Source organism: Flavobacterium sp. Arc2, from assembly GCF_041431385.1.
Taxonomy (GTDB): Bacteria; Bacteroidota; Bacteroidia; order Flavobacteriales; family Flavobacteriaceae; genus Flavobacterium.
The window spans coordinates 13653-29372 of the sequence record NZ_JASMRH010000027.1; the positions used below are offsets into that span (position 1 = coordinate 13653).

At 33.2% G+C, this 15720-nt stretch carries 11 protein-coding genes and 2 pseudogenes; 4 read left to right on the forward strand and 9 right to left on the reverse strand.

Features of this window, described 5'->3' with window-relative positions; genetic code table 11:
* Positions 1 to 399: 399 nt before the first annotated feature.
* Complete coding sequence (locus tag QO182_RS16285) at positions 400 to 1200, forward strand: TIGR00266 family protein (protein WP_371562796.1); 801 nt, start codon at positions 400 to 402, stop codon at positions 1198 to 1200.
* Between the two features lie 370 nt (positions 1201 to 1570).
* A complete protein-coding gene (locus QO182_RS16290) occupies positions 1571 to 2353 on the forward strand; it encodes an alpha/beta fold hydrolase (protein WP_371562798.1) in 783 nt (260 codons plus the stop codon).
* A 57-nt stretch (positions 2354 to 2410) separates the two neighbouring features.
* On the opposite strand, the pseudogene QO182_RS16295 reads toward QO182_RS16290, so the two are convergent.
* Positions 2411 to 3295 (reverse strand): annotated as a pseudogene (locus tag QO182_RS16295) (PD-(D/E)XK nuclease family protein); the annotation flags it as partial.
* Positions 3296 to 3473: 178 nt separating this feature from the next.
* Here QO182_RS16295 and QO182_RS16300 point away from each other — a divergent pair.
* A pseudogene (locus tag QO182_RS16300) lies at positions 3474 to 3836 on the forward strand (bacteriorhodopsin); the annotation flags it as partial.
* Positions 3837 to 3862: 26 nt separating this feature from the next.
* Here the strand turns inward: QO182_RS16300 and QO182_RS16305 are convergent.
* From QO182_RS16305 to QO182_RS16335, 7 genes are read right to left on the reverse strand one after another with little or no spacing between them, the layout of a single operon-like run.
* A complete protein-coding gene (locus QO182_RS16305) occupies positions 3863 to 4867 on the reverse strand; it encodes a polysaccharide deacetylase family protein (RefSeq protein WP_371562799.1) in 1005 nt (334 codons plus the stop codon).
* A gap of 7 nt (positions 4868 to 4874) precedes the next feature.
* Positions 4875 to 6506, reverse strand: a complete 1632-nt coding sequence (locus QO182_RS16310; RefSeq protein ID WP_371562802.1) for a glycosyltransferase — start codon at positions 6504 to 6506, stop codon at positions 4875 to 4877.
* Between the two features lie 7 nt (positions 6507 to 6513).
* Positions 6514 to 7770: a glycosyltransferase family 2 protein gene (locus QO182_RS16315; protein WP_371562804.1), complete on the reverse strand. Its 1257-nt coding sequence runs from the start codon at positions 7768 to 7770 to the stop codon at positions 6514 to 6516.
* 9 nt (positions 7771 to 7779) lie between these two features.
* Complete coding sequence (locus QO182_RS16320) at positions 7780 to 8784, reverse strand: glycosyltransferase family 2 protein (protein ID WP_371562807.1); 1005 nt, start codon at positions 8782 to 8784, stop codon at positions 7780 to 7782.
* Positions 8785 to 8786: 2 nt separating this feature from the next.
* Entirely contained in the window at positions 8787 to 10070 is a 1284-nt protein-coding gene (locus tag QO182_RS16325) for an ABC transporter ATP-binding protein (RefSeq protein WP_371562810.1), read from the reverse strand.
* 9 nt (positions 10071 to 10079) lie between these two features.
* Positions 10080 to 10946: an ABC transporter permease gene (locus QO182_RS16330; protein ID WP_371562813.1), complete on the reverse strand. Its 867-nt coding sequence runs from the start codon at positions 10944 to 10946 to the stop codon at positions 10080 to 10082.
* Positions 10947 to 10948: 2 nt separating this feature from the next.
* Complete coding sequence (locus QO182_RS16335) at positions 10949 to 11992, reverse strand: glycosyltransferase family 2 protein (RefSeq protein ID WP_371562815.1); 1044 nt, start codon at positions 11990 to 11992, stop codon at positions 10949 to 10951.
* A gap of 402 nt (positions 11993 to 12394) precedes the next feature.
* Here QO182_RS16335 and QO182_RS16340 point away from each other — a divergent pair, with 402 nt between their 5' ends.
* On the forward strand, positions 12395 to 12793 hold the full coding sequence (locus QO182_RS16340; protein ID WP_371537472.1) for a hypothetical protein: 399 nt from the start codon (positions 12395 to 12397) through the stop codon (positions 12791 to 12793).
* 162 nt (positions 12794 to 12955) lie between these two features.
* Here the strand turns inward: QO182_RS16340 and QO182_RS16345 are convergent, their stop codons facing one another.
* Entirely contained in the window at positions 12956 to 15718 is a 2763-nt protein-coding gene (locus QO182_RS16345) for a PD-(D/E)XK nuclease family protein (protein WP_371562817.1), read from the reverse strand.
* Positions 15719 to 15720 lie beyond the last annotated feature (2 nt).

Here is a 15720-nt window from a genome sequence, read left to right on the forward strand (position 1 = left end):
ATCCCCGCTTCCGTAAACTCCAGCGCGGTCGGGCTATTCACTACAAGTCCTCGTCCCTAAAAATCGGGACTGTGGGCTTTCCGCTACTATCCCTTGCGCACATAGAACAACGTTAATTATTCCAAAACAACATTCCCAAAACAATCCTAATTCTGTAACTTTATAATTCCATTTACGTCTTATAAAAAAAGTTGCATTGATAGTAGTATTGAACAAGTTTTAAAATTACTGAATACCCACATTAAAAAGTAGCAAGCTAAACGCAAGACTCACAAAACAATGTGTTTTAACAAAAAGTAAAATGACTTTTTAGTCTCATAAAAACTACGATTCTGTGTGGCAAAAAAAAAACGACCCAATTAAAAAAATCATCTTTTAAAAATCAATAAAATCAAAATTATGACAGCACACGAAATAGATTACCAGATATTTGGCGAAGAAATGCAATATGTAGAGATTGAACTAGATCCGCAAGAAATCGTCATTGCTGAGGCAGGAAGTTTTATGATGATGGACAACAACATCCAGATGGAAACCATTTTTGGAGATGGCTCAGAACAAAAATCAGGAATCTTTGGCCAACTTTTAAATGCTGGAAAAAGAGTTCTTACTGGGGAAAGCTTATTTATGACCGCTTTTATTAATCAAGCCAGTTCGAAAGGAAAAGTATCTTTTGCCTCGCCCTATCCTGGAAAAATCCTCCCTATCGATTTAACTGAATTCCAAGGGAAGTTCATCTGCCAAAAAAGCTCCTTTCTTTGCGCTGCCAAAGGTGTATCTGTTGGCATTGAATTCTCTAAAAAATTAGGCCGCGGATTCTTTGGCGGTGAAGGTTTCATCATGCAAAAAATTGAAGGAGACGGAATGGCATTTGTACATTCAGGAGGAACATTAGCCAAAAAAGAACTAAGAGCAGGCGAAGTACTAAAAGTAGACACGGGCTGCATTGTAGGATTCACAAAAGAGGTTGATTATGATATCGAATTCATCGGCGGAATCAAGAATTCCATTTTTGGAGGAGAAGGTTTGTTCTATGCAACCCTTCGTGGTCCTGGAACCGTGTATGTACAATCATTGCCCTTCAGCCGCCTAGCCGATCGAATCATTGCATCAGCACCAAAAGCAGGTGGAAATAGCCGCGGAGAAGGCAGTGTATTAGGAGGTTTAGGGAATTTATTGGATGGCGATAATCGATTCTAACAAACAAACCTTTTACACATACTTGTCATCCCGACGAAGGAGGACCCGAGGCGCAGCCGAATAGGCGAAGCAATCTCACTAGTTTTTCAGATTGTATGATTTCTCCTGCCTCGAAATGACAAAATAACGACAGCTCCCGGATATGGGAGCTGTCGTTATTTTAGAAACCATCCAAGCTTATATCAAAAAACTCATATGACTTATATGTTTTACAAATCATACCCGTACTATCCTAAAAAATTACATGACTTATATGTTTAAAAAAGTCTCCACCTCCAACTATCCTAAAAACTTATATCAACTTATATTACTTATATGTTTAAAAAAAAAAATCCTTAATTTTGCATTTGCTAAAAACTGAAACAAAAAAGTGAATCACATACAATTTAAAAATACAAGCATTGCCTACACGGACACAGGTAAAGGAACTGTAATAGTTTTACTCCACGGTTTTCTCGAAAACCAAAAAATGTGGGACAACTATATAGTACCTTTTTCTAAAAAAAACCGCGTCATCACCATCGACTTACTAGGTCATGGCGAAACGGAATGTTTGGGCTATGTTCACTCCATGGAAGACAATGCTGATGCGGTTCACGCCGTACTAGCTGAATTGCGTATCCGCAAAGCGATTCTCGTTGGCCATTCTATGGGTGGTTATGTAGCACTAGCTTTCGCCGAATTATACCCTGAAAATGTAAAAGGCGTGGCTTTATTGAATTCAACGGCAAGAGCAGACAGCGAAGAAAGAAAATTAAACCGAGATCGTGCTATTAGAGCCGTGAAACAAAGTTATATTGGTTTTGTTAGTTTAGCCGTAGCCAATTTATTCAGCGAAAACAACCGAGAAAGACTGGCGGCAGAAATTGAGTACACAAAAAAAGAAGCTTTAAAAACACCACTGCAAGCAATTGTAGCTTCACTCGAAGGAATGAAAATCAGAAATGATCGTGAAGTATTACTGCATTTAACGAATTTCCCAAAATTACTAGTTCTTGGAGAAAAAGATCCCATTTTACCATTCGAAGAAACAAAAGAACAAATTGAAAATACCGAAGTAGAGTTAGTCACTTTCCCTGATGGTCATATGTCTTATATAGAGAATCAAGAAGAATTGACAAAAGTCTTATTACATTTTTTTAAGAAGGTTTAATTAAATTACTTTGCGCTCTTTGCGAAAATTCCTCTGCGTACTTTGCGGATAAAAATTTCATACTTTCTCTTCAAACGGAACACTAACATCCAAAATCTCATTTAAAAGCAAAACAATTTGCTCGAGATAATTAGTCATTACCTCCTCATTAATAATCATGTTTGCTTCTTTCTCTTCTTTAAAATTAAAGGGCAAGAACCCCGATTTTAAGTTTTTGAAAGAAATAATTCCAGCTTCAATGGGCTTTGATTTTGCGTTTTCTTCGTACATGAAAGCATAAGCCAAAACCTGAATAATTTTATCATTCTTGATCTCTTCTATCAGTCCTTTCCAGGTTTTCAAAGTCACACTTGCTTTCTCTACCTTACCCGTTTTATAATCGATAATTCGGATGGTTCCGTTGCGTTCTTCGATTCTATCGACATTTCCTTTTATCAATACCGGAAACGGTAAAGTTGGGTGATTTAAAACACGTTCAAATGTTTGCTCTAATGCAATAATTTTGATTGCATCGCCTCCTTTTATACTTTCTAACTCTACCTTTAAGAAGTTTGACACATTACGCTTGGCTACTTCAAACGCCAATAAATTACGACCTTTCTTAATTTCGCCTTCTTTATAAACCACTTTAAATTGTTTCAGAACCTCATCATCGATTTACTTGAAGCAGTTTTGAATGTCGGATTCTGAAATAAATTTTCCAACAAATGGGTCATACTGAGATTTCAAGGTCTCATGAATAATCGTTCCCAAAGTGTTCAACGCAATATTTTACTCAACTTCTTCGACTTCGCTAATGCGCAAAATCTTTTGAAAATAAAAATCAATGGGATTCCGAATATAACTTGGGAATGCGGAAGGAGAAAAACCTTTTTCGGCAATTTCCTTTAATCTACTCATCACCGATTCCGATTTTGGAATCACAATCGGTTGGTAAGCCGTTTTATGGTAATAATCGTCAATGGCCGTTTGAATATAGGTTTTTAAATCTTCGGGCGTATCAATTTTACTAGGCGATTAGTGCACCAAATAGGTTGTTTGGCAATTTCTAATAAGTGTTTATAGTTGCTAATTCCTAAAAGTGAAAGCTTTACACGTTGATTTTCTAGCGTTGAATCAATTGGATAAAAAATGGAGGACTTCTGTTTTAGTCTCAGGACTAATAACATTTATTGCTGCACTTCATTATTTCTACATGAGAGATTATTGGGCTGCTAATATGGAATCACCTACATTTTTTAGATATGTAGATTGGATTTTAACAGTGCCATTAATGTGTGTAGCGTTTTATCTTATTCTAAAAGTTGCTATTGCTAAATCCTCCTTAATGTGGCGATTAATCGGATTATCAGTGGTGATGTTGGTAAATGGTTACTTTGGCGAAGCCTTATTTACAGACCAAGCAGCGTTATGGGGACCAATTTCAAGTGCTGCTTATTTTGTAATAGTTTATGATATTTGGTTGGGAAGTGCCAAAAAGTTACGATACAAAACATTTAATTTAGGTATTTATAGCATTTTAATAATTTTATTTTTGAGCACTAATTCATCAGAATTAACCACCCAAAGACGGCCTAAGGTAAGTGGCGAAGAACTTCTTGTAATTATATGCTCTTCGGTAGTAAAACCTAAAGTAACCCCATTTTGCCTAGCAGCTATAAGAGTTTCATTATTATAGTCGCCATGAGGATATGCTATAGTATTAATATCAGAATGGTTAATATTTGAGAGATATTGTTTAGATCCACAAATTTCATCTAATTGAAATTCAAATGAATGGTTTGCCAAGGCAGGATGTGTTTTGGTGTGTATTCCTAAACTGAATAATTTATTATTTGACAAATCTTTTAAATGTTTGGAACTCATTAGTAAATTTTCAACCGATTTATTTGAAGTAAAATCGCTCCATTTTTTTATATAATTCAAGGCAGCAACTATTTTTTCATAGGGTAGTGGTTTTAAAAGTTCAGATATATTAAGGTATAATTTGCAACGATTTGTTGGTGGTTCTAATTGGTAATTCCATGATTCATGCTTTTTTTGAATTTCATCGGTTAATTTTTCTATTTCAAACTCAAAATGATGAATAGTATCATTGATGTTCATTGTAAGTTTTCCAGGTAAAATTCTAGAGTAAAGGATGATACTTTCTAATTCATCCCACCAAAATAATTCTTGTTTGTCTATAAAATGCGAGGGCACAAAGAAAGTTGCTGGACAATTATATTTTTCTAATATAAGTTTAGCATATAAGAAATTATCATAGTAGGCATCATCAAATGTTACATAAACACTATTATCATCAATTTTACCTTGACCTAATTGTCTCTCTAAGTCGGTAAGTGATAAAACTTTGAAGTTTTTGGTAATCATTTTGATATGTTCTTCAAAATTATTTGGACTAACAGCCATTTGCCAGGGATCTGTTTTAATATTACAAACCCTATGATACATTAAAACAATAGCTTTAGGTTCTGATTGACTAAAATATTTTTTTATCCGATTTAACATCATTCTATATTTATTTTATGGCCTTAACCGTTATGATTACTTGATAATGTGGGTCATGATGATCTATTTGTTCTTTTTTTAGTTCTGGCAAACCCATTCCGTATAAAAAGGCACTTGCAACAAGTACATTTCCATAAGTTTTGATGGTAATATTCTCTTCGGAGAAATGCTCTTGCATTATTTTTTCCATAGAAGCATTAGTGAAAGACCAAAGCCAATATTTTCGCCATTGATCCTGGGCAATATGGCTAATACCAGGCACTGTTAATAATAATACGCCTCCTTTTTTTAAAACCCTATAACATGTTTCAATAGCTGCTTTATAATCGTAAATTAGATGTAGTGTTTGCGTTAGTATTATACAATCAAAGGTATTGGAGGGTAGTTGAGGCGCATTGCTTAAATCGCCAATAAATGTCGCTTGTTTATTGGAATCATCAATATGTAAAATGTCACTTTGTGTAAGTTTGTCACCGCCATATTTTAATGTATATTCGTTATCACCTATTTCTAAAATGCGCCCTTTAATTAATGAAGCGTTTTCGCTAAGAAAATTTTCAATGTAATAGCGATCTACTGGCCCCCCGCGATCATAGCCAAATTGAGTGCTGAATGGAGTTGTTCTTTTAAAATCGCCTAATTTTATTTTACCAATTTTAGGGATTTTTGTTCGCTTCTTGATTTTGTGATATATTTTTCTTAATATATTTTTCATAATGTCCTTTAATTTTTTTCTTTTACCATCATAGGCTTCAAAAGGTTGGTTGGTAAACGATTTAAAAAGTTCTTTGTTATTACTTTTCAAAATAGTCAGTTCATTTTTATCAAATTTTACCTCTCCAGCATATAATTTCCCAATCAATTTATCATAAATTTTTGTTGAATAATAAGTTTTCCAATATAGAAGGCCTTTTCTATAAGATTCGTTTTCATTTTTAGTTCTAATATTTTTCTTTTGAGAAGATAATACCATTAACGCAGACTTCATCATACCAACATAATTTGCTGACGAATTATTGTCATGTTTTCTATAGACAGCAATTAATTTGGCATGGTGAATAATTGGATATAATCTTGTTATTTGAAGATATAAAACATAATCCTCGCAATAAGATAAAGATTCATTATATGCAAATTTTTCAAATACCCAGCTACGGTACATAACCGTAGCATGCATGCCTATAAAATTACCTTCTAATAGCTTACAATAAGGATCATCTGTTATTTCCTGCTGAATAGTCCACGTTTTATCTTTAGGTTCATAATACAGCTCATATCCTCCAGATACAAATGCAGCATCAGTATAGTTTAACAAATAATCAAGATTGGTTTTTATAGCATTATCTAAAAGCCAATCGTCAGCATCTAAAAAAAGCAAGAACTCCCCATTAGCGTATTTTATACCTATATTTCTTGCAGCAGATACACCAAAATTTGTTTGATATATGTACTTAACCGTAGGATATTCTAAACATACTGTTTTTGTATCATCAATAGACCCGTCGTCAACAACTATAACTTCAACTAATGGATAATTTTGTGATAAAACGCTTTGAATTGCATTTGCTAAATACTTCCCATGATTATAGCAAGGAATAATAATAGAAACTAAAGGCGATATCGAGTTTGTAGATTTTACCATTGGTGTTTTAAAAAGTTAATGGTGGCTTGTGTTTATTTTTATTATAAAATCTCACTCCAGAAATTAGACCTCTTATTTCACTCCATAATGTTTGGTAACGAAAATTATAATTTGGGAATCCTGCACGAATCAAGAAGAAATAATAACGAGGTAGATCATAATACAAGTATTTCTTATATCCAATTTTTTTATTTTGATTATGTTGAATTAATACCGAAGCTGCATGGCCACGCATATAGCCAAAAAGTTGTTTCTGAAGTTGCTTCATTTCATTTCGGTGATCATGATATACAAACACTCTTGGATTGTAATGAATAGACATATTTTTAGATAGAATCCTAAACCATATTTCGGAGTCACCACTGCATCCTGCTGCACCAACATCTAGTCTATCATCAAAATAATTAACGCTTTCAATAGCACTTTTCCTAAAAGCCATATTGGCCCCAGCTCCTATTTCCCATACTTTTGGTATTGTTGAAATATTACTAATAAATTCTTTACTAAAATAGATATCTTGATAACCCTTATTGAATCCCCAATTTTTTTCAAAAATTTGCTGACTTTCGGTTTCAAGAGAAGAGGCTATTACCAATCCCGTCATTGCGTGAATAGTTTTGTTTAAAAAAGTTTCCCAAATTCGATAAGACCACAAAGTATCAACCATAACATCATCATCTGTATAAGCTACTATGGGGCAATTAGCAACTCTTGCACCACTATTTCTAGCGATATCTAATCCAGGGAGTGATTCTTTGTAGTAGGTAACGTTTTCATAAGATTCCACAACTAATCTCGTACTATCATCAGATGGTGCATTATCTACTACTATTATTTCACTAGGCATACAGGTTTGACTGTTCAAACTTTCAAGACAATTTTTCAAGCTTTCGCTACGATTACGAGTGCATACAACAACAGAAACTTCCACTTTTTCAGGTATTTCTATTAATAAGTATGGAGATAATATTTTTTCAATGAATTCTGAGAAATTCAAAAAATCCTTATTATTATATGCTTTAGCTATATCATTTATGTCATGATCGCTATTGCCATACTTTTTTAAAGTTGGAATAATCGCTTCAAACATTTTTTTTGTAAAATCAACATCGTCTCCTTTATCAATATATAAATCGCCTAATGGTATTTTTAGCCACCAAAAAACAAAATAATAACTCTTATCGACTTCTAATGTAGTAATTACAGAGATGCCCTGTGTTTTTAATTGAACATGACATATTTGGTAGGGAGTTATTTCAGACATAGACATAAATCAATTAAATATTTTTTTTAACGTTTTGCGGAATTTTGCACTCCAAATGTAAAGTAATAAATATACTATTCTTGATAGGATATCCTTATCTGTGTAAGTGACCAAAATACTCTTTATTTGATTATAAACTGTTTTATTGTTTTTATTGATTAACCAAACTCTAAAAGTCTCATTCAATACCCAAAGAGCATAATTTTTTTTTGCATTTTTAAGACTTGCACGTTGATTTTTTTTAGGAAGATAACTCCCTATTATTTTGATAACCTTATCAATATCCTTAATGTTTTGACCAGTTTGATAACTGCGCCAAGTAATGGAGTTTTCATGCTCTCTGTATTCCGCCAAAAATTCAGGTATGTAGACCGTATCATAGTCTTTGGCTATGCGAGCCCACATTTCCCAGTCTTCTCCATAATTGGCAAGATAATAACTCCCTACTTTCTCATACACTTCCCGCTTTACTGTCATTGCTACATACTGCAAACGAGGATGTTCGGCAAGTTTATATAACCAATTTTCTAATATGCAAGGTGTATTAGCTTCTAAACGAGATTGATGTAAAAAGACTCCATGGTTATCAATATGTTCCCATGCACAAAAAGCCGCTCCAGCAGTAGGAAATTTATCAAAAACTTCTGTTATAGCTACGTAATATCCTTTTTTAATCCTATCATCGCCATGCAATAAATGGATGTATTTCCCTCGAGATCTACTAATACAAGTTTCGAAATTCCTGAGACTGCCAACATTTTGTTTCTGCCTATAATACTTAACTCTTCCTTGCCCAATTTTTTGAATAAGTTCTTGTACATTGGCGTCTGTGCTACAATCATCTACAACTTCAATCTGCATGTTATCTTCCCCAATATCCTGAAGTAAAACACTTTTTATAGTCTCAATTAAATAGTTTGAACAATTGTAAGTGGGAATCATTACCGACCACAGAGGACGGTGTAAATCATCATCTAGGGGGTATATAATTGGGGGTGATTTTGGTATTCTCAATGTTATAAACTTTTTAGGTTATTTCCTGTCGGTGTTAATAACAAAGGAAAATCTGGGCGAACATACCCCCACCACTTGTCATACCAATTACTATTTTCACGATAATCTGCTATATCAAACATTAAACATTCTTCATATGAAAATAACTCAGAAGAAGTATCTTTTGCAAAATGTAGCGTAAATGTATAAGAGCCATCATTTAGAAAATTCCCTGGAATTTTACATTCACCTTCAATAAATCCTTTTTTATATTTGGCAGGCTTTGAAGGGATATCAAAAATACACTCACCAGCTAATGTAAAAAGTAATAAATCGGTAGATATCACTATATCATCACTGGCATTATAAAATCTAAACTTCACAGTTAGTGGAGTTCTAATATCTAGGACCTCATTTGGGTCTAAAAGATCAGGAATAAGTTCTATATACATCACCCTAATAAAATCATTACCCGGCGCTTCGTTAAGTGTAGAAAATTCTTTTATCGAACTTTTTTTGTGTAGGGTGCTTAAATATTCATTGACAACTGATTTTGTATTTCCTATTGAACGAACACTACCTTTTTCTAGCCATAACGCATTTGTACAAAGATTGTTTACAGCCTGCAAATTATGACTTACAAATATAATAGTACGCCCACTTTTATTTGAGGCATCATTCATTTTACCTAGACATTTCTTCTGAAAATCAGCATCTCCAACAGCCAAAACTTCATCAACAATGAGAATATCTGGCTCTAAATGTGCTGCGACAGCAAAGGCTAAACGAACATACATACCAGATGAATATCTTTTTACGGGTGTATCAATAAATGCTTCAACACCCGAAAAATCAACTATTTCATCAAACTTAGCAAGTATTTCAGTTTTTTTCATTCCCAATATATGACCGCTAATAAAAATATTCTCTCTACCAGTAAGTTCAGCATGAAAACCGGTTCCCACCTCCAATAGGCTACTTATACGACCACGACCACGAACAATACCTTCAGTAGGTTTAACAATTCTAGATAGCACTTTTAATAAGGTCGATTTTCCAGCCCCATTGCTTCCAATGATTCCTAATGCTTCACCTTGTTTTAATTCAAAATTAATATTTTTGAGTGCCCAGATCATATCTGCGTTATCAATCTTCTTACTTCCATTGATATATTGATTTGGATTTTCCTTTTTAAGAATTTCGCGTTCCCACCAATATTGCATATCACGTCGTAAAGACCCTGAACCTATGCTTCCAAGTTGGTACATTTTTGAAATATTTTCAGCCTGTATTACAATATCCGACATATATTTTTTTTATAAAATATCTATTAATTTATCACTCATTTTATTAAATAGCATAATTCCAAAACATACAATAATTACCATAAAAACGGCACTATACATTAGTAAGAATGTGTCTAAAGTACCAGTTCCTAAAAATGCAAATCTAAAATATTCAAAGAGTGATGACAACGGATTAATAATTACCAACCATTGCATGTTTTCAGGCACCATACTTAATGTGTAAAATATTGGGCACACAAACATTAGCAATCGTATAATAAGTTGGATTAAAGCTGTAAGATCTCTGTATTTTGCTGTAAGTACCGAGAAAATTAAACCGCCACCAAACCCAATACCTGTTGTTATTATTATTATAGGGAAAATTAAAAAGATTCTAGAAATATCGAAATGTAAATCACCTATTATAGAAAAGTACAAATATGTAGCAAACAATAAAAGAAGTTGAATACTAAATAATATCAATTGAAGCCAAAGAGTAGAAATGGCAACTATAATTCTGGGAAAATATACTTTATTAAAGATATCAGCGTTTTGAGAAAATGCTTTTGAGGTCTGCAGAAATGTTTCTGAAAAAAGGCTCCACAATGTAATTCCAATAAGGTTAAATAAAAAGGGTGGCACGCTCCCCGTGGAAATACCAATAACATTGTTAAACACAAATACATAAACAAGTACAGTAAGCAGAGGTTGTAATAAAACCCAAAATGGACCCAAAAGCGTTTGTTGATATAGTCCTAAAAATTCTTTTCTTGTTAATTGCAATATTAAATCCTTATAGGAATAAAGTTCACTTAAGCTTATATTCCACCAAGATGTCTCGGGCTTAATTTCCCATTCCCAATTTAATAGTTCATGATCAATTTCTTTTTTACTCATTATCAAAAATTATTTAATTTTATCTTAGATGCATTCTTTTTAGTGCTGTACCATAAATTTTCAATTTGCTTATATCTTAAAATGTACATAGAATAAAATCGAACTATCAAAAAAAGCGTTTTATAATCCTTACTTAGACTCCAAGCTCCCCTAATTTGCCTAAATGCAGCATCTTTGTTATCAAGTAATAAACTATTAGCAACTTTAGCACAATATATTGCATAATATTCTAAGGATGCTTTTTTTATTTTGGATTGTTTATTAACTGGTATATAGTTTTGTATTATGTTGATAACCTTTTTCATATCCAAAATATTTTGGCCAGTAATAAAACTGTTATGGCTTATTCCTATACCGTGACATACTCTATAAAAAGCTAGATATTTAGGTGAGTAAGCTATTGGAAATTTTGATGCTATTCTAGTCCACATTTCCCAATCTTCACCAAAATGAACGGCAAAAAAACTGCCTAAAGTCTCGTATGTAGTGCGCTTCACAACAATTGCTGGTGGTTGTATTAATTGTTGTAAAGCAATCATATCAATAAAATTAAGTATCTCACCTGGAGAATCAAGAATTTTTTTGTTTTCAATGCCAACTAAATTATTCTTGCTATCAATATATTTAAAATTAGTAAAAGCAGCCCCAGCTTGTGGGAAATTGTGAAATAAAATTTCTATTTCATTATAGAACCCAAAATCTATTTTATCGTCCCCATGTAAAAGGTGTATATATTTTCCTTTGGAACGATTTATACACGTTTCAAAATTCCTTAAACTCCCAACATTTTTTTGTTGCCTGTAATATGTAACTCGACTTTTTCCAACCTCATTAACTAGTTTTTCAACGTCACCATCTGTACTGCAATCATCAACTACTTCGATTTGCATTAATTCGCTACTAGGAGCTTGTTGAAGAACGCTGTTCAATGTGATTTCAATGTAATTAAAACAATTGTAAACGGGTATCATTACTGACCATGAAATAAAGTCGTTACCATTGTAAGGTTTTATTTTCGGAGGGTTGTCAGGTGTTTTGTTTAACATTAAACAGTAGAGATTAGAATTAAACAATTTTAAATAGTTTAACTTTACAATCAAATATAAATAATATTATGTTTAAAATTAAACATTTTACTAATAAAGTGTAATTTATATATATATATATATATATATATATCCTTAAATCTTTCGGAAATTGATGACACCATAAAAATGTATTTTTAAATTTAAAATAATTTAGATTATATGTAAGTGAGCGGCATCTATAATAACATCAAGGGAAACCAAACTCACACAACTTTTAAATATAAAGCACCCAATTATTTAAGCACCCATGTTTTTAGTATCGAATACCGCCATGGTAAAGGAAGGTATGAAAAGTGGTATTGCAGCTTGTATTCCTGCTTTGAATTACGCATCCGAAAAGCGGTTTTCGTCGGGCATTCCATGGGCGGTTATGTGGCTTTGGCTTTCGACGAATTGTATTCTGAAAATGTGAGAACTTTGGTTTTGATGAATTCAACTTCCAAAGCTGACAGCGAAGAACGAAAACACAATCGGGATCGCGCCATCAAAGCCGTGAAGAAAGATTACACTACTTTTATTCGACTTTCTATTGGCAATCTTTTTAGTCCAGACAATCGCCAACGATTAATAGACGAAATCGAAAAAGTGAAAATCGAAGCGTTGAAAACTCCCTTGCAAGGCGTTGTCGCTTCACTAGAAGGAATGAAAATCAGAAATGATCGTGAAGTATTACTGCATTTAACGGATTTCCTAAAATTACTAGTTCTTGGAGAAAAAGATCCCATTTTACCATTCGAAGAAACAAAAGAACAAATTTAAAACACATAAGTGCAGTTAGTTACGTTTCCTGAAGGTCATATGAGTCATATTGAAAATCAAGAAGCATTGACTAAAATATTATTACAGTTTTTTAAGAAGGTTTAATTAAATTACTTTGCGCTCTTTGCGAAAATTCCTCTGCGTACTTTGCGGATAAAAATTTCATACTTTCTCTTCAAACGGAACACTAACATCCAAAATCTCATTTAAAAGCAAAACAATTTGCTCGAGATAATTAGTCATTACCTCCTCATTAATAATCATGTTTGCTTCTTTCTCTTCTTTAAAATTAAAGGGCAAGAACCCCGATTTTAAGTTTTTGAAAGAAATAATTCCAGCTTCAATGGGCTTTGATTTTGCGTTTTCTTCGTACATGAAAGCATAAGCCAAAACCTGAATAATTTTATCATTCTTGATCTCTTCTATCAGTCCTTTCCAGGTTTTCAAAGTCACACTTGCTTTCTCTACCTTACCCGTTTTATAATCGATAATTCGGATGGTTCCGTTGCGTTCTTCGATTCTATCGACATTTCCTTTTATCAATACCGGAAACGGTAAAGTTGGGTGATTTAAAACACGTTCAAATGTTTGCTCTAATGCAATAATTTTGATTGCATCGCCTCCTTTTATACTTTCTAACTCTACCTTTAAGAAGTTTGACACATTACGCTTGGCTACTTCAAACGCCAATAAATTACGACCTTTCTTAATTTCGCCTTCTTTATACACCACTTTGAACTGTTTGAGAACTTCATCATCGATTTGCTTAAAGCAGTTCTGAATGTCGGATTCTGAAACAAATCTTCCAACAAATGGGTCATACAGAGATTTCAAGGTCTCATGAATAATCGTTCCCAAAGTGTTCAACGCGATATTCTCTTCTACCTCTTCCACTTCCCTGATTCGTAATATCTTTTGAAAATAAAATTGAATTGGATTGCGAATATAACTCGTCAACGCCGAGGGTGAAAAACCTTTTTCGGCAATTTCCTTTAATCTACTCATCACCGATTCCGATTTCTCAATAACCATTGGTGTATATGCTGTTTCCGGTAAGACGGCATTATAAATCTCATGCGTCAAAGTATGCTTTGGCTGTTTTTCGACTTCTAATTGAGTGATAAACCTACTTTTTTCACCAGCGTCTAGTCCATCACTTTCTGTATTATAAAGCAAATAGATATTTTTTGCACGTTGTAATAAATGATAAAAATGATAGGTATAAATAGCATCTTTCTCTTTAAATGTAGGTAAACCTAATTCTCGCTTCACATCATACGGAATAAATGAATTCTGCGATTTTCCAGCAGGAAACTTCCCTTCATTCATGGAAGTCACAATAACGGTATCAAAATCAAGTACGCGACTTTCTAAAACACCCATAATTTGTAATCCATTAAGCGGCTCTCCTTCAAAAGAAACGGAAGCAAGATCAATCACTTGTTTGTATATGGCATAAAGCGTCTCTATCTTATCAATGTGTTGGTGTTGGGAGTAATAGTTAATCAACTTATTGATCACTTTAAAAATAGAAAAAACAAAAGCTTTTGTGATTTTTTCCTCTTCACTGTCATTGCTTAAATTATTTTTAATGGTAAGCAACAACTTGGACACGGTTTCCAAAACGACAATCGAACCGTTTTCCCATTTTTGGAACAACAGCAGAAATAAATCAGTAGAATTCGCATTCAATTCCATCAATTTATGATGGGTAATAAAAGTGTAATTATTTTTATTGATAAGATTAACTAATGGACCTGTTTGTGCATAAGGCTCGACCAACGGATGTGTTAAAATATCTAGTACATCTTTATAATAGATCACATAATTTTTAGCATTTCTGGCCAATGCATTGGTATGCATCTTGAACAACTTGGCGATCAAAATTTGGGCAGGATTATTTTTACTAGGATACCCCATTGTGATATTTAAAGCGCCAACAGTGCTGGGCAACGAATATAAAAGCGGCACTAAAAGGTTTTCTTCACCAAGAACTACAGCAACTTTATCTAATGTTGTATTGGGATTTTCTTTAATTATATTTTCAATAATTCCTCCGGCAATTTTCGCCTGACCAATTGTCTTTGGAGTACCTATAACTTGAATGTTTTTTGTTTGCGAAAAATCATCTACAATCCATTCAAAAGGATCTGACTTGTACTCCTTCCATCCTTTTTTAAACCGCCTTACAAACAAGCCTGCGTCATGATAGGGATCGTTGAGAAAAGTTTGGTCAGCATCCCAGTATATTTTGGCCTTATCAGAAGCTATGAGGTGTTGGATGATTTTTTCTTCGGAGGCATTTAAAGCATTAAAACCTGCAAAAAGATACTTCTTATCAGTAATTGACTTCGAAAACTGATTCAGATTCCCTACCGCTTCCCGGTAAATTAATCCTTGGTAACCAATCCCTTTTTTAAGTAGATGTGCATATAATGTTTGGTAGTAATTAGGCAATAATTTCCAAAAGTCGATGTAATTTTCGAGCAGTTGTGTTTTATTTTCGACTTCGATTCCCCATTTCTTAATATCTTCAATGTCCTTTAAGTAAGACAAAACATAAGAAGGGTCTAACAGATAACGATCAATTTCATTAAAATCTTGCAAGAGCGTTTTAGCCCAATTTGCAAACAATTCAAATGACTGTTGGTTTGTTTTTTCAGTAACTGATAAATACACATCATAAAATTCAAATAACAATTCGATGGGATCCACAGTACGAATTCCGGCAATATCTTGGATAAAATCCTCGATACTAATTATTTCAGGAGAAAGTATGTTACCTTCGACTTGCTTTTTCAGGGCTTCAATAAGGAAAATCTTAGCTCTCTTATTTGGCAAAACCACTATTGTATTAGGTAGTTTATCCGAGTAATTTTCTATTAAAACTTGTGCAATTTTATCTAAAAAAGAAGTGTTTATCATTT